The sequence below is a fragment of the Amphibacillus sediminis NBRC 103570 genome (assembly GCF_001552275.1).
In the GTDB taxonomy this organism is placed as follows: Bacteria; Bacillota; Bacilli; order Bacillales; family Amphibacillaceae; genus Amphibacillus_B; species Amphibacillus_B sediminis.
Genome location: NZ_BCQW01000026.1, coordinates 1 through 16,307, shown reverse-complemented (window position 1 = coordinate 16,307; position 16,307 = coordinate 1). Strand labels below are relative to the sequence as shown.

General features: G+C 37.2%; 16 protein-coding genes. 13 read left to right on the top strand and 3 right to left on the bottom strand.

All coding sequences use genetic code 11. The features are described 5' to 3' along the window. The first annotated feature begins 528 nt into the window (after positions 1-528). From ASE01S_RS12930 to ASE01S_RS12905, 6 genes are all read left to right on the top strand, one after another. Positions 529-1,116 carry a hypothetical protein gene (locus ASE01S_RS12930; RefSeq protein WP_067843145.1) on the top strand — a complete coding sequence of 196 codons (588 nt, stop codon included), beginning with the start codon at positions 529-531 and terminating at the stop codon, positions 1,114-1,116. 80 nt (positions 1,117-1,196) lie between these two features. Then, entirely contained in the window at positions 1,197-1,529 is a 333-nt protein-coding gene (locus tag ASE01S_RS12925; protein ID WP_067843142.1) for a PadR family transcriptional regulator, read from the top strand. 1 nt (position 1,530) lies between these two features. Beyond that, positions 1,531-2,499 (top strand): permease prefix domain 1-containing protein, encoded by a 969-nt coding sequence (locus tag ASE01S_RS12920; protein WP_067843139.1) that lies wholly within the window; start codon positions 1,531-1,533, stop codon positions 2,497-2,499. Positions 2,500-2,887: 388 nt separating this feature from the next. Continuing rightward, positions 2,888-3,694, top strand: coding sequence for a metallophosphoesterase (locus ASE01S_RS12915; RefSeq protein ID WP_067843136.1), 807 nt, complete (start codon positions 2,888-2,890; stop codon positions 3,692-3,694). 198 nt (positions 3,695-3,892) lie between these two features. Beyond that, positions 3,893-5,593 (top strand): methyl-accepting chemotaxis protein, encoded by a 1,701-nt coding sequence (locus ASE01S_RS12910; RefSeq protein WP_067843133.1) that lies wholly within the window; start codon positions 3,893-3,895, stop codon positions 5,591-5,593. A 148-nt stretch (positions 5,594-5,741) separates the two neighbouring features. Further along, on the top strand, positions 5,742-6,458 hold the full coding sequence (locus ASE01S_RS12905) for a YkgJ family cysteine cluster protein (protein WP_067843130.1): 717 nt from the start codon (positions 5,742-5,744) through the stop codon (positions 6,456-6,458). A gap of 548 nt (positions 6,459-7,006) precedes the next feature. On the opposite strand, the gene ASE01S_RS12900 is transcribed toward ASE01S_RS12905, so the two are convergent. Both ASE01S_RS12900 and ASE01S_RS12895 read right to left on the bottom strand, forming a co-directional pair. Next, entirely contained in the window at positions 7,007-8,338 is a 1,332-nt protein-coding gene (locus ASE01S_RS12900; protein ID WP_067843127.1) for a TrkH family potassium uptake protein, read from the bottom strand. Between the two features lie 200 nt (positions 8,339-8,538). Continuing rightward, complete coding sequence (locus ASE01S_RS12895; RefSeq protein WP_157065220.1) at positions 8,539-9,174, bottom strand: Crp/Fnr family transcriptional regulator; 636 nt, start codon at positions 9,172-9,174, stop codon at positions 8,539-8,541. Positions 9,175-9,308: 134 nt separating this feature from the next. On the opposite strand from ASE01S_RS12895, the gene ASE01S_RS16240 reads away from it, so the two are divergent. From ASE01S_RS16240 to ASE01S_RS12870, 5 genes are all read left to right on the top strand, one after another. Continuing rightward, positions 9,309-9,977 carry a cupin domain-containing protein gene (locus tag ASE01S_RS16240; RefSeq protein WP_245630382.1) on the top strand — a complete coding sequence of 223 codons (669 nt, stop codon included), beginning with the start codon at positions 9,309-9,311 and terminating at the stop codon, positions 9,975-9,977. Further along, the gene (locus ASE01S_RS12885; RefSeq protein ID WP_245630381.1) at positions 9,970-10,728 is read left to right on the top strand and encodes a class I SAM-dependent methyltransferase; all 759 of its coding nucleotides are present in this window, start codon (positions 9,970-9,972) and stop codon (positions 10,726-10,728) included. The genes ASE01S_RS16240 and ASE01S_RS12885 overlap by 8 nt, the downstream gene beginning before the upstream one ends. A 153-nt stretch (positions 10,729-10,881) precedes the next feature. Beyond that, the gene (locus ASE01S_RS12880) at positions 10,882-11,991 is read left to right on the top strand and encodes an MBL fold metallo-hydrolase (RefSeq protein WP_067843122.1); all 1,110 of its coding nucleotides are present in this window, start codon (positions 10,882-10,884) and stop codon (positions 11,989-11,991) included. Then, the gene (locus ASE01S_RS12875; protein WP_067843119.1) at positions 11,979-12,266 is read left to right on the top strand and encodes a DUF3006 domain-containing protein; all 288 of its coding nucleotides are present in this window, start codon (positions 11,979-11,981) and stop codon (positions 12,264-12,266) included. The genes ASE01S_RS12880 and ASE01S_RS12875 overlap by 13 nt, the downstream gene beginning before the upstream one ends. A gap of 57 nt (positions 12,267-12,323) precedes the next feature. Then, positions 12,324-12,995: a CPBP family intramembrane glutamic endopeptidase gene (locus ASE01S_RS12870; RefSeq protein WP_067843116.1), complete on the top strand. Its 672-nt coding sequence runs from the start codon at positions 12,324-12,326 to the stop codon at positions 12,993-12,995. Positions 12,996-13,259: 264 nt separating this feature from the next. Here ASE01S_RS12870 and guaC read toward each other — a convergent pair whose 3' ends face one another. Then, positions 13,260-14,243 (bottom strand): GMP reductase, encoded by a 984-nt coding sequence (gene guaC, locus ASE01S_RS12865; RefSeq protein WP_067843112.1) that lies wholly within the window; start codon positions 14,241-14,243, stop codon positions 13,260-13,262. A gap of 174 nt (positions 14,244-14,417) precedes the next feature. Between guaC and ASE01S_RS12860 the strand changes: the two genes are divergently transcribed. Beyond that, the gene (locus tag ASE01S_RS12860) at positions 14,418-14,744 is read left to right on the top strand and encodes a nucleoside triphosphate pyrophosphohydrolase (RefSeq protein WP_067843109.1); all 327 of its coding nucleotides are present in this window, start codon (positions 14,418-14,420) and stop codon (positions 14,742-14,744) included. A 379-nt stretch (positions 14,745-15,123) separates the two neighbouring features. Beyond that, on the top strand, positions 15,124-16,110 hold the full coding sequence (locus ASE01S_RS12855) for an AraC family transcriptional regulator (protein WP_067843106.1): 987 nt from the start codon (positions 15,124-15,126) through the stop codon (positions 16,108-16,110). Positions 16,111-16,307 lie beyond the last annotated feature (197 nt).

Sequence of the window (16,307 nt, the reverse complement as noted above, 5' to 3'; positions counted from 1 at the left end):
CAAAATGGCAGGGTAAGGTTCTCATTGGCTTTAAGAATCCATAGACCAATCAGCTTGTCTATAATAGTTAATTTAGACTCATGTTAATTTTATTACAAAGAAATATTGACTTGGTTCAGCAAGTCGCTCATAGATTTTCTTTGAGCCTAAAGATAAAGCTGCCAAACGCTAACCTCAAATTATTATGTTATGGATATTACATTCACCTATGAAAAGAAAGTATTGTAGCAAGGATAGCCTTACCAGATAAGCTCCCTGTATGGAGAGGAAGGTGATCGTTTCATAGTTTCGAGTCTAAGTATCAACCACTGGATAAAAACTGAAGATAACTAAGCTAATGGAACAAGCTGCTGAAATAAGAAGGGAGGGTCACCTGATTATTTGAGGAGCTTTTTTTAAAAAGAACGAAAGGATATCTTTTCCTAATTATTGAAATAAACTATTAAAATTCTAATTTTTAGCTTTGGTATGCCTTTAGCATGGCAATTAAAGCAGGATAAATACTAGATAGAAAAGGTGGATGACATAATGAAGCAAGGATTATCTTTTTTAGAGGATTTTATTTTAATAAATGATTTAAAGATGGGTATCGATTTTGAAGTTGTATCATTCCTCGCTATCACACCGAATCAATTAACAGGTTCAGCTGACCGTTATTTGGGAATAGACGTAGAGGATGTATTACGTTTTCGAAATGCTACAGACACTTTTCATTATTTAATTAATTTAGTTCCACCTAATGAGAAAACGTATATCACGCCAACTCCCTTTAAGGATAACGTAAAATCTCTCTATTTTTTTAAATTGAGAGCACCATTAAATCTTAAATTTGCTATCGGCTGTGGCTTAGGAGTGGTTCGGATGTTGAAGGGTACATATCAAAATCAGTATTTATTTTATTCGATTGATCAAGTCTACAATGATCAAAATAATGATATTTTTAGTTTAGCTACCGATATTTTTCGATTAAAACTTTACATGCAATTAGTGCTCGGTAAGAAATTCCATGATAAAGCTATCGAAAAAGAGTGGAAAAACAATCAGCTTTCTGCCTTTAACCTACTCATGACTGATCAAAAGTATATACATAAACAGCTTGAAAAAATTTTTTCTTAAATTACTTTACCTGTCGTAGTAAAAAATGTATAATATAATTACTACGACAGATGAAGTAAAGTGTTATTGGGGGTGGCAATTTGTTATCGAGTGATGTGATGAGAGGTTATAATGACACCATTATTCTTGCCATTTTAATGCAGGGCCCGTCATATGGCTATGAGATCTCTAAGCAAATAAAGAAAAGGTCAAATGACATATATGTTATGAAGGAAACAACACTTTACTCCGCTTTTACACGACTAGAAAAAAAGGGTTATGTACGTTCATTTACTCAAGATAAATCTGAGGGCAGGCGTCGGACCTACTATGAAGTAACCTTAGAGGGTCGTGCTTACTTTGAAGAGAAATGCCAAGAATGGGTGGTCACTCAACAGGTGGTTAATCAATTTATTAAGAAAGGTGTGAACTAATATGGACACAATCATGTCATATCTAGATAGTATGTTTGCTAAGCTCCCGCAAACCCAGGAACTGGAGCGAATTAAGCAAGGACTACTTGATAATATGCAGGATAAGTATGAAGAACTATTAGCAGAAGGAAAGTCAGAGCATGAAGCAATTGGAATTGTGATTGCTGAATTTGGCAATGTTGATGAATTAATTGAAGAACTAGATCTGCCAATCTATCAAGAGCAGGGGGAAGAAGGCGTTTCTTTTAGCGATCAAGAGATAGAAGAATTTCAAGTAGCGAATCGAAAAACGGGTCAATTAATTGGAATAGGCGTGATGTTGATCATCACAGGTGCCGGATTATTAATGCTTTTTAATGCGATCGGAGAAAGAGGACTTAATGTAGCCCATCTGGCTAATCTGTCAGATGTGCTTGGATTAATTCCATTATTTCTCTTTGTAGCCATTGCTGTCGGCCTATTTATTTATAGTGGAACAATTATTGAACGTTTTGATCAAATTAATCAACCCATCGCATTGACAACCAATCAGAGGAAAAGGTTGGAACAAGCTTATGGTCGCTTTCAACCAATTTTTACGAAGGTGATTATTACCGGTGTAATCTTTTGTATTCTTGCACCATTACAGCTTATTCTGCTATCAAGCTTAAACGATGATTTATCCAGCTACGGTGTGGCGATCTTACTGTTTATTGTTGCAATAGCAGTATATCTATTTATTTACTATGGTAAAATACACGAAAGTTATAGGAAATTATTAGGGATAGGGATAAGCTCAGAGCGGGAAATTAAAGAGCGAGACCGGGTTATTGGTGCCGTGGCTGTAGGAGTTTGGTCATTGGCAACGGTGATCTTTTTAATCAGCGGGTTGGTTTATCGTCAATGGCATATTAACTGGATTATATTCCCTGTAACTGGAATACTTTTTGGTGGATTTTCTGGTGTTTACAGTGCTTTAAAGAAAGAATAAGGATATGGCTGACACTAATCCTTGATTATTGGTTAAAGCCGTGGTATAGTTTTAGAGCGATGAGCTAATTTGCGTAAGCCGCTACACATCTAAGCGTTGATGTGGCAACGCGTGTAGTGCCGTAAATGTTGATGACTTGTTCAGGAACAAGTCACTTAAAATCGGTTTCTTTCGAGAAATCGGTTTTTTACCATATTGTCATAACTTTTTGTACTTCATTGAGCAGAAGTTCTCTACTTTTATAAGAGGTGAGATGAATGCCTATTTGTATTCCATTCAAGTAGGGTACAAACCCCGAGTGAATAAAGTAAAGGCCTCCGACGATGCAGCAGATTTTCAGCAACTGTTTTATGTATATTTAATTCGATTTAAATAAGGAGTCCAGCCTATGAGGAAACTGATTTATTTAATTTTGCTAACTCTGTTATTAGTTTTAAGCATTAGAATTTATCTGGATACAACTACTTTGAAGGTTAACTATGTCACAGTTATGTCTAACAAACTTCAAGTAAATGAGGACTTAAATATACTTCAAATTTCAGATCTTCATAATCTGGATATCAGCAATCAGTTTGACAAAGTTGCACAACTAACCCCGGACATTATCGTGATAACAGGTGATCTTATTGATCGTAAAACAACAGACTTGACGGTTATCAATGCACTACTGGAACAGTTAACAGCGACTTTTAGTGTTCCAGTCTTCTTTGTATCAGGAAATCACGAGTGGGAGAATCCACTCTTTGCAGCGCTAAAGTTACAGTTAGAGGAATATGGTGTTGTCATCCTAGATAATAGCTCAACCGTTCTTAGCATCAATAACATAACGTTTAATTTGGCAGGTGTAGCAGATGCTTCAACTGGGAATGATCGTTTAACGGAAGCTTTGACTGGATTGGATTTAACTTTGCTAACCATTCTATTATCACATTCCCCTATTCTTATGGATCAAGAAGAAAAAATGGTAGATTTAATTTTAAGTGGCCATACACATGGTGGACAGGTACGTTTACCTTTAATAGGTGGCTTGATTGCACCAGATCAGGGGTTGTTTCCAGAATACCAAAAAGATCTTTATACCTTAGCTTCGGGCACAGTTCTTTATATTGATAGTGGTTTAGGTACAAGCGTTTTACCTATTAGACTTTTTAATCAATCTCAGATTAGTTTAATTGAAATAAAAGCCCATGATTAAAGTTATCATCTCTATATGTCTTGATTATCAGCAAAATTTATATCGAAAAAATATTGAAAAAATTTGGATTTTTGCTATAATTTTAACATTATAGACAACTATATTTGTGATTTGCTACACACCATTTATTTCTATATTTTTTGAATAATATAAAAAAGTAGTGTTGCAAACGATAGAGAAACTGAAGGGATGAAAACCGTGAAACTTACAATTAGACAAAAGATGGGGACGTTTTTTGGTGTTATTGTCCTATTTATTTTATGTTTGGGGATTATTTCTCTTATTGGGTTACGTTCGGTCAATAACGAATTAAACCAAATGTACCAAAATCATTTAATAGGTGTTGAACGTATTAAGGAGGCAGAGGTTCAGCTACTTTCAATTGAACGAGCTCGTAATGATATGTTAATAACGAATCATCAAAATGAGCGAGAACTCTATGCCGAAGAAGTAATTACGCATAAAGATACATTAAAAGAAGTAATTGATCAGGTTGAGCTTACTATGCAAACAGCTAGTGAGCGAGAACTGGTTGATCATATTCGTACTTTGATCGTAGATTTGGAGGAAAGTGAAGATGAAATTATTGATTTTGCATTAAATGATCGAGTCAATCAGGCTATGACTTTTCGTCATCGAAGTACAGCCTTAATCGATCGAATTGAAGAACATGCGGCTGAAATTGTTCATTTAAAAACAGAGCTTGCCGAAACAGCAGATGCTAATTCAAGTCGATTATTTTATACGATGCAAGCGATCATGATTGCCGTTTTTGTCCTCACTGTCATTTTAGTTGGGATCGTTTTACGCTATTTTGATAAAACGATATCGAAGCCAATTAAGCAAGTAGATGGTTTAGCCCGTCAATTAGCAAAAGGTAAATTTAATGTCGAAGCCCTAGACGTAAAGACAAAAGATGAGTTGGGTTCAATGACTAAAGCTGTAGATGAGATGGTGATAAACATCCGCCAATTGTTAACAACGATAAATTCAAATGCAGAAGAGGTGGCGGCATCATCCGAGCAACTTACTGCTATTTCACAACAATCTACCTCCATTTCATTTGAAGTGTCTAAAACGATGAATGATTTAGCAAATGGTGCGAGCCAACAGGCTTCAGATACAGAACAAGCATCTCATCACGTAGCTGAAATGGGTAAGCTGTTAGACAGAAATCAAGAAGCTATTTTAGCTGTTGTAAAATCAGCTGGAAAGATAGATAAAAAGAAGACAGAAGGGTTTACTATTTTAGACAGGCTGGTACGGCAAAACGATGATAATAATCAAGCAACAGAGCTTGTATATCGTAATATTATGGCTAATAATGATAGTGCCACCAAAATTGAGCAAGCGAGTGAAATGATTCAAAACATTGCCGATCAAACCGGGTTGTTAGCTCTTAATGCTGCCATTGAAGCAGCGCGGGCTGGAGAACAAGGTAAAGGGTTTGCTGTTGTTGCCGATGAGATTCGTAAGCTTGCAGAACAATCCAATCAGTTTAGCAAAGAAATATTGGCGATAATTACAGAGCTAAAGGCAAGTTCTAACGAAGCGGTCATTAAAATGCAAGATATGAAAGGCATGATGGAGACACAGACCGAATATGTTTCTGAAACATCAACCATTTTTGATCAAATTTCGGAAGCGATCAATCAGACAGAACAAGCTATTGATGAATTAAATCGTATCACAAATGCTCTGACAACTAATAAGGAGTCTACTTTATCAGTAGTAGAAAGTCTTTCAGCAATTGCAGAGGAAAATGCTGCTTCTACAGAGGAGGCTGCTTCCGCTATTAGCGAACAGGAAGCAAGTGCAAAGGAAATTTCTGCATCAAGCGAAAGCTTAACTGGAATATCTAATGAGCTTCACACGTTAGTACAACAATTCCAATTATAAGTATAAGCCGATCACTTTATCCTTGAAGGGAAGGGAAAGTGATCGGTTTTTAGATCTGCGCTAGAGTTTAGTATTCGATTATGCTAGTATGGGTGGTGGAATGATTAGAGAACTTCTAGAATAGTAAAATGAAAAGAGTGAAGGTTCAATGAATTATCCGAGTACAGAACAGATAAAAGAACGTTGTCAACTAATAGCAGATCGTTACCAAATAGATGAGCGCTTATTTTTTCAAATTATTGAACATTGGGATCAAAAGGATGTTTGCATTGAAAGTAAATTAAATGAAAGTTTTAAAGGTTTATTACATCAAGTAAGCTTAGAAATTGGCAAGATTAACAATGAAATAAATTTGGAGCCGACTTGTCGCATGGGCTGTGCCTTCTGTTGCTATTATCCGATTATCATAACCGAGTTAGAAGCGAAGCTGATCAAGAACTTTATTAAAAATATGCCTAGGGAACAGTCTGATAAAATCAAGAATAAGTTAACAAATTATCAGCAGCACTATTCAGCTATGTTTACAGAAGCTAGCCAGATTGATTTTCAAACTGATTCGGAATTTAAACAGAAATATCGTGCCGTTCATTTACCTTGTCCGTTGCTAGATTTAGAGACAAATAGCTGTATGGCTTATGACGTACGTCCTATTCCTTGTCGGACTTATCTTAATTACGCTGATCCTAAGATCTGTGAACAATCAGCTATGCCTAAGGAAACAGTTAGCTTTGAATTTTTATATCAGCCTTATTTTGAGGCATTAAATTGTTTTATTCAGTGGCTTTATGAGGATGGTGATACAGGGTTTATCCGATATCCTGATGATATCTACCGTGAAGATTACTTGGTTAATTGGCTAACATGAAGTGATTAGCTGGATTGAAATGCTCTGAATTTTAGAGTTCGTAGAGACGATTGGCCGATATGGCAGGACTAGTTATACTATCAAAAACGCCCCTATGTTAAGCGCCACATCTCATTTGTCGGCTCGGGCTTTTATTTCCTTACCTATTTAAATGCCTCCCCTTATCACCATCTCGATTTATTTACCTCCTTTTAGCCAGTATGAGCTGACAATCCACTTTACAAAGAATAGCCAACCGTGCAGGATTGATCGCGGTGTAACTCGGCTATAAGACTCCCAGTTCAAGAAATAAGTGAACACATTATTTCTAACTTGGAGATCCAACCGCCAGTAACGGCCCGGATTGGTTCAACTAACGTTCAGTGGGGGAGAGAGGAAGCTGACTAAGTTCGCGACGTTGTGTTGCAACGTCTGCACGAGCACATCCTATGCGTCGAAACCCCACTGAACGAAGTTTCTCTTTATTCCACTGGTTGGCTAATTTGATAGATAAGCGATTTATTATGATTGAGTCAAATGTCTAAGTTTGTCCTCAACCTCGATCATGGTTAACCCGTGAAAATATGACCTTTAGGATAAGAGACCAGCGGTGATTTTGCACGAGAAAGAGCAAAAGCAATCGTTAATGGGCCGACTCGGCCAATAAACATAAGAACCATAATAATTAACTTACCAACACTTGTTAATTCACTTGTAATCCCTAAGGACAAGCCAACTGTACCAAATGCCGAAAAAGATTCAAAAGCTAAGGCGAAGATGGGCAAGCTTTCACTTATGCTTAAGCAAAAGATAGCTGAGATTAAGAAAAGAAGACTGATTACCATAATTGAAAGTGAGCGATGAACAATTTCACGTGGGATACGATATCGTAAGAGTTGGACCTCGTTCTGCCCGCGTGCATATGAGTATACCGCTAGGATAATGATGATAAATGTTGTTAACTTAATCCCACTTGCTGTAGATGCACTACCAGCGCCAATAAACATCATTAGCATGGTAAAGATCAAAGTACTATCTTGCATTGCTGCGTAATCTAGTGTATTAAAACCAGCAGTTCGTGGTGAGACCCCTTGAAAAAAGCTTCCCCATAGCTGTTCATTTAGAGGTAGATCAGCTAGTGTAGCTGAATTCTGGAATTCCAATAGAAAAAAAGCAAACGTTGCTAAGATGTTAAGAGCTAATGTACCAAGCAACATCACCTTCGTGTGTAAAGAATATTGATGAAATTTTTTGCGTTCGATCAGCTCATAAATGACAGTAAAACCAATCCCCCCAGTAATAAATAATAAAGTAATGATTACGTTAATCAAGGGAGAACCAACATAATCAGATAAACTATTAGACCACAAACTAAATCCTGCATTATTAAATGCCGAAATGCTGTGAAATAAGCTTGTAAATAAACCAAAGCCTAAGCCATGTTCCGGAACCCATTTGAACGCTAGAATAACAGTTGCAACTAACTCACAGGTAATCGCAAAATAAAATAGCCGGCGAATTAAACGCACTACGCCACCCATCGAGTTTTGATTTAAGGACTCTTGAATAATTAGTCTTTCTTTCATCCCTATTTTCTTACCTAACAAAAGAATACTCATAACGGCAAATGTCATTAAACCGAGTCCACCAACTTGAATGAGAATCATAAGAATCGTTTGTCCGAATAAAGTAAAGACACTACCGGTATCAACAACTGCTAATCCAGTAACGGTAACAGCAGATGTTGCAGTAAAGATAGCTTCAAGCCATGAAATGGGGACTGTTGTACTCCAAGGTAACATTAAAGCGAATGTTCCGATTATAATTAATAACAAAAAACCAGTAGCTAATATTTTCGGTGGTGATTGACGTCGATACGCGAGCTGTTTAAGTAGATTCATATTGGTGTTCACCTTCAGACTATATCTTTAATCTTGACTGTCATCATTTTCCTGATGTAATTATGTATGTCGTTAAATTCTGGGCGCATTGGATATACATTCACTAAATACTGTAGTCAGAAAAATTAATGGTTCAGTCGCTAGATTTTAAGATAGCGTCAATTACTACTAAAGTCAATACCTACTTTTGATTCGTTCACTTAGGATAATAGTTTAAATTGATTACCTTGGTAGAGTATAAGGCCGTCCCTTTTCATTGCAGTTAACTCTCGTGAAAGCGCACTACGATCTGCATGTAAATATTGAGCGAGCTCTTGGCGATTATACGGAATCGTTCGCCATTGATCCTGATTACAGGGGTATGATTTTAAATAGGCAATTACCCGATCACGTAATCGTTTATTCCCTAGTACTTCAATTCTATTAAGTAATCGTTGATGTTGAAATGTCATTTGCTTTAATAACAATTGATAGATCCGAGCTCTAAGTGGACAAGTCTCTGCAAAATGTTGCTGTTTAAAGATGAGTAATATTGTCTTTGACTTGGAATTAACGATATGCTCATCGGAAAGTGGTAATTGAGACGGCCAGATAAGATCACCGCATTCCAATGAAGTTAAAATAAATCGATCTCCATGTCTATTTATCTTCTCAATCATTAATTGTCCATCAATAACTAGAGCGATGACATTTTGATAGTGATGGTACATAAGTGTTTGGTTAACCTCTAGAGATTTAATAGAAAGCTGGAGACACTTGATAGCGGTTAAAAGGTCATTCTGGCTAAATGATTGGAACAAACTTAATTGCTTTAACTGAGAAGCAAGAGATTTCACGTGATCACCTCAATGTTGCAGCTGCAACAGCATAATCTATCACAGTTGTGCTATTTTAGAGTATAAGTGAGAATAATTCTCAATATATTTAGTATAGCGTTAGTCGAATGATGTGACAAGAAGGAGGGTAGTGATTGATTGACTTACCAAAAAAACAGATGATTAAGTTAGCAAGCTGGATAACCCTTGCACCTGATCTCGTCGTTAGTGCACCAATAGTAGAGGGTAAAATGTTTGATATTACCGTTTTTGGAATGGGAGAAGAAGAGACCATTAGTACGGAGATTGTCGGGTTAGTTAAATATATCTTTGCTCTAAGTGGAGAGTTAATCGTTGAGCATGGTGAAAATGTCTCATCGTTAACTCCAGGAACCATGCTAGCATTAACTGCCCATACACCTCATTCCATTATTGCCAAAACGCCTGTCTGCTTTCAACAGATTCATATTTATCAAGAAGGAGTGAACCAAATGATTCATAAAATTCCGCATCAGCAAATCATTAATTTAGCAGATCAAATCGAAGTTTTAGCGAACAAAAAAGTAAGCAAGTCAATCGTGCAAAGAAAAGATTTATCGTTAACGCTATTTGCTTTGGATCAAGATCAACAAATTGCTCGACATACCTCAACAGGGGATGCATTAGTTCAAATCTTGACGGGCGAAGCATTAATAACAATTGATCAAACGGATTATCAGCTTAGTGCAGGCGAGTGTATAGTTATGCCAGCAAACATTCCTCACGCTTTAAAAGCCGTCACATCATTTAAAATGCTTCTTACTGTTGTGAAGGCCGGTGATTAAAGTGGTTGAGGCTGGTCATTCCTTTTTAGCTCGATTAGGAAAGACAAGGTTACGCCCTGGCGGAATAAAAGCGACGAGTTGGTTATTGAATCAAGCAAACATGACGAAGGAACTGAAAATATTAGAAGTGGCTTGTAATCAGTGTACCAATGCCATTGAGCTCGCTAAACAAACAGGGTGTTCGATTACAGCAGTAGATTTAGATCCTAATGTGGTAGAGTTAGCACGTAAGCGTGTCAAAGACGCAGGCTTAAGCCATCTTATATCTGTAGAACAAGCAAATGCCTTAAAACTTCCATATCTAGCTGCTAGCTACGATATTGTGATCAATGAGGCGATGCTAACCATGCTTGGTGATAAGCAAAAAGCCCAAGCTTTAGCAGAATATTATCGAGTTCTAAAGTCAGGAGGGGTACTGCTGACCCATGATGTGATGGTGATAGATGATCAAAGTGATGACTTAATTAATAGATTAAGAGAAGTGATTCATGTGCCTGCAAAGCCGTATGATAAGCGAGGTTGGCTGAGCCTTTTTGAACAGACGGGGTACCGAGAAATTGAAAGCTTAACTGGCCCTATGTCGTTACTAGATCCAATCGGGTTGATTAGGGATGAAGGACTTCGCCGCTCCTGTAAAATTTTATTCAATGCCAGCAAAAAGGAGAATCGTCAGTACTTTAAGTCAATGTTTTCTTTTTTTAATAGCCATAAGGATCAGCTTGGTTATATCGCGATTGCATCACGTAAATAAATCATGTTTTTTGAAAAGGCTGGAATTTGGTTAACGACCATCCAGCCTTCTTCTGTGTTACTCATTTGAAAATATCAGTTAAACCTTGCCTGATGACAAGTATTCTTGTAAAGTAAATAGGATAATGACAACTAGAAAAGGTAGGCAGGTTAGATGAAGAAAATAATAAACATATGGCTGTTACTGATTGTTTTAACTGGATGTGGGGTGCCACTTACTGAACATACTGATAATGATTCATTTACAGAAACAACGGAGGAGCTAGCTCTAGTACATGACGACACTGACCTTATTGTTCATTTTATTGATGTCGGTCAAGCAGATGCAACCTTATTTCAGACTGAGCAAGCTACCATTCTGTTTGATACAGGAGATTGGAATAAGCGTGATGTTGTTGACTATCTTGAAGGGTTAGGGATAGATTCACTCGATTTAGTCATCGGTTCACATCCAGATGCAGACCATATCGGACAAATGCCAACTATATTAAATCATTTTAACGTAAAAGAGGTATGGATGTCAGGAATAGAGACAACATCAAATACATATGAACAAACATTAGATGCAATTCTGGAGCACGACATTGATTATCATGAACCCCGTGCTGGTGAAGTATATCAGCTTGGCTCATTTATCATTCATGTTATATCTCCGGCTGAGTTGACAAATGATGTAAACGAAGACTCTATCGCTATTAAGCTACAATTTGGTGAGACCGCATTTGTTTTGACCGGAGATGCGGGGAGTAAAGCTGAAGCTAAAATGATAGAGATCAATGATGACATTAGCGCAGATCTTCTACACGTAGGTCATCATGGTTCCAAAACATCAAGCAGTCAGGCATTCATAGAAGCAGTTGACCCGGCTATTGCGATTATATCAGCTGGTCAAAATAATAGTTATGGTCATCCAGATCAAGTGGTGCTTAATCGCCTGAATCAATATGGTGCTACGATATATGGTACTTATCAACATGGAAATATTTTAGTCTACTCAGATGGTCAACAATTACAGGTTGAAGTAGACCATGATCAGAATCAACAAGACCCAATAAATGTAATCGAGAAAACAGATACATGTATCGATCTCAATACAGCTTCAGTCTCAGACCTCGAAAAGATTGTTCATATTGGTGCTGAAAGAGCTGCTGAGTTAGTCCAATTACGTCCGATAGATTCGATCGAGCAGTTGACCCAGATTAAAGGAATTAGTGAAGCGCGATTAGTCGATATTAATAATGAAGGATTAGCATGTGTGAGGTGAAGGATTTGGAATTATCTGCTGTGATTGATCGCTTTAATGAAGATGGTTCTGCCGTCATTTTAGCAGAAACCATTGGAAAAGAGTTCGTTGTTAGGGCCGAGGAGCTACCGACGTCAGCCGAGCGGGGGAGCTGGATAACCGCTAAATGGAATAAAGATAGACTCGAATGCATTTCGTTGGATCAAACAAAAACAGCTCAGCAGGCTGAACAAGTTAAAGACAAGCTCAAACAACTACGAGCACGGAGCAGTGGGAGTCAGTTTAAGAAGAAATAGACGCTAAGGCAAAGCGTGAAACAATATATTTCCTGGGGAATAAGGCTGAGGTGTGAGATGAAACAAAAAGCGTGGCATTTGATAAGTATTATTATTGGTGCATGCCTCTTGATGGCTGTAGTAGACCTTTGGTTGGCTTCAGATTATTGGATGAAAGCGTTGATTAAGTCAGTGATCTTTGTTTTCGTACCGATTATGCTTAATTTTAAATATCATTTTATCTCGATTCGAACTTTTTTTATTTTCAAAAAGCCAATTCGGCTGCATACATTTTTATTTCCGGTGGGGATATATGTAATCATCATCTTAGCCTTTTTGAGCTTAGGTGAATTAATTGACCTAACTAATGTTACACCAACTTTAGAACAAACGATTGGTGTGAACGCAACTAACTTCATTTACATTGCTGTATATATTTCGGTTATTAATGCCCTTATCGAAGAGTTGTTTTTTCGGGGCTTTGCTTTTTTAGGCTTGAGAAATCTAGTCAAGCGAAAATGGGCTTACCTATTTAGTGCGGGTATTTTTTCGATATATCATGTCAGTATGATGGTAAACTGGTTTAGTCCGACGTTATTTATTCTTATTTTATTCGGTCTAATGTTAGCAGGGTTAATGTTCAATCGGCTTAATGAACAATCGAATAGTATTTATCCGTCCTGGCTGGTACACGCAAGTGCTAACTTGGCGATAAATACAATAGGATTAATTCTATTCAATATGATTTAGCTATTACTTGATTGAAAGTGTGGTTGATCTGCCATCAAACTTCTACTATGTAGAATAGCCCTCACTGAGCGTGAAGGCTATTTTTATCGCAGTGTAACGGCCGATTGGTTCAACTAACGTTCAGTGAGGGACAGAGGAAGCTGGCTAAGTTCGCGACGTCGTGTCGTAATGTCGGCACGAGTACATCCTATGCGTCGAACCCCCATTGAACGAAGTTTCACTTTATTTTCTAGCTATTCTACTTGTTAATCGGTTGAATGTTAATTAGTAAACCTTGTCACCATTAAAAATAGAGTTTTTCACCACCACATAATCGACATTACGAATCGCCATTAGGCTATTGCCGCCTGCATAAGAAATAGAAGATTGAAGATCCTGTTCCATTTCTGTTAAGGTGTCCTGCAATTTACCGCGGTATTTAACGTGCATTTTTTTACCTTCAACATTACGTTTCTCGCCTTTTTGGAATTCAGATGCTGAACCAAAATACTCTTTATATAATTGACCATCACGTTCAATGGTTTCGCCTGGTGATTCTTCGTGACCAGCAAATAGTGAACCAATCATAACCATTGACGCACCAAAGCGAATCGACTTAGCGATATCACCATGGGTACGAATGCCACCATCGGCAATAACTGGTTTACTTGCCGCTTTAGCACACCATCTTAATGCAGCTAACTGCCATCCGCCAGTTCCGAAGCCTGTTTTGATTTTGGTAATACACACTTTTCCTGGACCAATCCCTACTTTAGTCGCATCAGCACCGGCATTTTCTAATTCACGGACTGCTTCTGGTGTCCCGACATTCCCTGCAATAACAAAACTTCCAGGTAATTTATTTTTAATAAATTGAATCATTTGAATGACTGCATTAGAATGGCCATGAGCAATATCAATGGTAATAAATTCTGGTGTAAGTTGCTCCGTTACTAATTGATTAATAAAATCATATTCCTCTTGTTTAACTCCGACACTAATCGATGCAATTAAACCTCGTTTCTGCATGTCTCGAACAAACTGTAATCGCGTTTGTGGCTCAAAGCGATGCATAATATAAAAGTACTGATTTTCAGCAAGGTAAAGCGCAATTTTTTCATCTATAATCGTTTGCATATTGGCTGGAACGACAGGTAGTCGAAAGGTATGCCCGCCTAAGGTCACTGATGTGTCACATTCTGATCGACTATTCACGATACATTTTGCGGGAATTAACTGTATATCTTCATAATCAAACACATTTTCCATTTATAACACCTCTAAACACGAATATTTTTTAACTATAGTTCTATTATTGTTCGACCCAATAGGTAATATACAGCAAATTAGCTTAGATGTCAAAAAATAAATTTATCAAGCAATACGCTAACTCTATTATTTCTATATTATAATAAGAATAAACATAACGAAGAGAGGGGTACTATGCCTACCTATAATAAACTCATCCGAGATAAAATACCGGCGTTGCTCGAAGAAAAGCAAACATCCTATCAGATTGAAAAAATAAGAAAGGATGATCGTTTTGAACAAGTCTTACGTAAAAAATTAACAGAGGAAGTAGCAGAATTTTTGGCTGCTAATGAAAAAGCTGAACGGTTAGAAGAGATAGCTGATATTATCGAGGTTTTGTATGCGTTGGCTCAATTGGATCATGTACAGCCTAATCAGGTTGAGCAGATTAGACAGGATAAAAAACTTGAACGTGGTGGATTTGACCAACGCTTATTTTTGGTTTCCACCACTGATTAAACTGTAAGATGTTTTTAAATAGTATGAGAAGTAAGTAGGCTGAGCTCGGGCGTTATCGAGTGTAGAGCATAAGTAGTAAAAAATAAAAATAATAAAGAGGCAGAGCTAATCAAGGGTACTTCTTAAACGATTTATCGCAGTATAACTGGCTCTAAGACTCCTACTTCAAAAAATAAGGGGACAGGTCATGTCTATGTGGGAGATCCAACAGCCAGTAACGGCCCGATTAGTTCAACTCACGTTCAGTGGGGGAGAGAAGAAGCGGACTGAGTTCGCGACGCCGTGTCGTAACGTTTGCACGAGTACATCCTATGCGTCGAAACCCCACTGAACGAAGTTTCACTTTCTAAATCATTTCTTCAGATGGGAGTTTTTGATCTTGCCGTCTATCTATCAACAATTATTAGAGCTTACCGATGAAGAACAACGCATCTGTAAGCAGGCTCAACAACAGATAAATAAAGAGGTCTATACAGACCAAAAAGAATTTGTCGTCCAAAGTTCCAAGTTTCTAACAGAAAATAAATTGATTGTCATCCGAAAGCACCCTAGGTTTATTGCCTTTCCAGCTCATCGACATGATTATATTGAATTAAACTATGTCTATCATGGTTGTTTAAAGCAAAAGGTTGGGCAGGAATCATTTTGCTTAAAAAAAGGTGAGTTACTTTTTCTTAACCAGCATGTTGAACATGCATTAGAGTCTTGTGGACAAGATGATCTGATTATTAATTTTATTATAGAGCCACGTTTTTTTGACCATATGTTTCAAAATTTCGATGTAGATGAAGCAGAGCTATCCATTATAAATTTTATGATTAGTAGTTTATTTAATCAAAATCATTCTGAACATTATATGTATTTTAAAGTAGCGGATATCGAAGAAATTCAAACGATCTTAGCTAAGATGATTGCTGAGATGATGCACCCTTCTGCTTTATCAGAAGTCACGGTTCAGTTTTATATGGGATTGCTTATGGTAGAACTGATGAAGCATACTGATAAAGCTGTCACACGAACAAATGATAGTTATGATTATCATATTGTCTTAGAGGTTCTTAAATACATTGATGACCATTATTCAGAGGCCAAGCTGGAGGACATCGCAGCTAGGTTGAATTTAACTGGCTATAATTTAAGTAAGCATATAAAGAAAAGGACAGGTAAAACCTTTAAAACAATTGTTCAAGAACGTCGGCTTGAAACAGCTAAAACATTGCTAGTTCATTCAAACTACCCGATTGACCATATAGCAACTGAGATAGGTTATCAGAATATTAGTTATTTTTACCGGCTTTTTAAAGAAAAATATCATTGCACGCCTAAGGATTATCGGGACAATAGCCTTAACGCTAACAAAAACTAAGACGGATTGTTGCTAGGCATTACCTTTGACAGAGGAGAGTTGACAAATCGTCATACATTTTATCATTTAGCCGAAAATACTTGCCCCTTTAGTCGTGCAGATGAATCGGCTTCGATTGTGCAACTTCGGACGATATTAAGGTTGTTATTAATTCGTTTGTTTTTAAATAGGTTGTAATTTTTTATTGAAAAAAATGA

Bases quoted from the DNA above. Each gene is read 5' to 3' on its own strand.
- ASE01S_RS12930 (WP_067843145.1), top strand. From the start codon at position 529: ATGAAGCAAGGATTATCTTTTTTAGAGGATTTTATTTTAATAAATGAT.
- ASE01S_RS12920 (WP_067843139.1), top strand. From the start codon at position 1,531: ATGGACACAATCATGTCATATCTAGATAGTATGTTTGCTAAGCTCCCG.
- ASE01S_RS12915 (WP_067843136.1), top strand. From the start codon at position 2,888: ATGAGGAAACTGATTTATTTAATTTTGCTAACTCTGTTATTAGTTTTA.
- ASE01S_RS12905 (WP_067843130.1), top strand. From the start codon at position 5,742: ATGAATTATCCGAGTACAGAACAGATAAAAGAACGTTGTCAACTAATA.
- ASE01S_RS12900 (WP_067843127.1), bottom strand. From the start codon at position 8,338: ATGAATCTACTTAAACAGCTCGCGTATCGACGTCAATCACCACCGAAA.
- ASE01S_RS12880 (WP_067843122.1), top strand. From the start codon at position 10,882: ATGAAGAAAATAATAAACATATGGCTGTTACTGATTGTTTTAACTGGA.
- ASE01S_RS12875 (WP_067843119.1), top strand. From the start codon at position 11,979: ATGTGTGAGGTGAAGGATTTGGAATTATCTGCTGTGATTGATCGCTTT.
- ASE01S_RS12870 (WP_067843116.1), top strand. From the start codon at position 12,324: ATGAAACAAAAAGCGTGGCATTTGATAAGTATTATTATTGGTGCATGC.
- guaC (WP_067843112.1), bottom strand. From the start codon at position 14,243: ATGGAAAATGTGTTTGATTATGAAGATATACAGTTAATTCCCGCAAAA.
- ASE01S_RS12860 (WP_067843109.1), top strand. From the start codon at position 14,418: ATGCCTACCTATAATAAACTCATCCGAGATAAAATACCGGCGTTGCTC.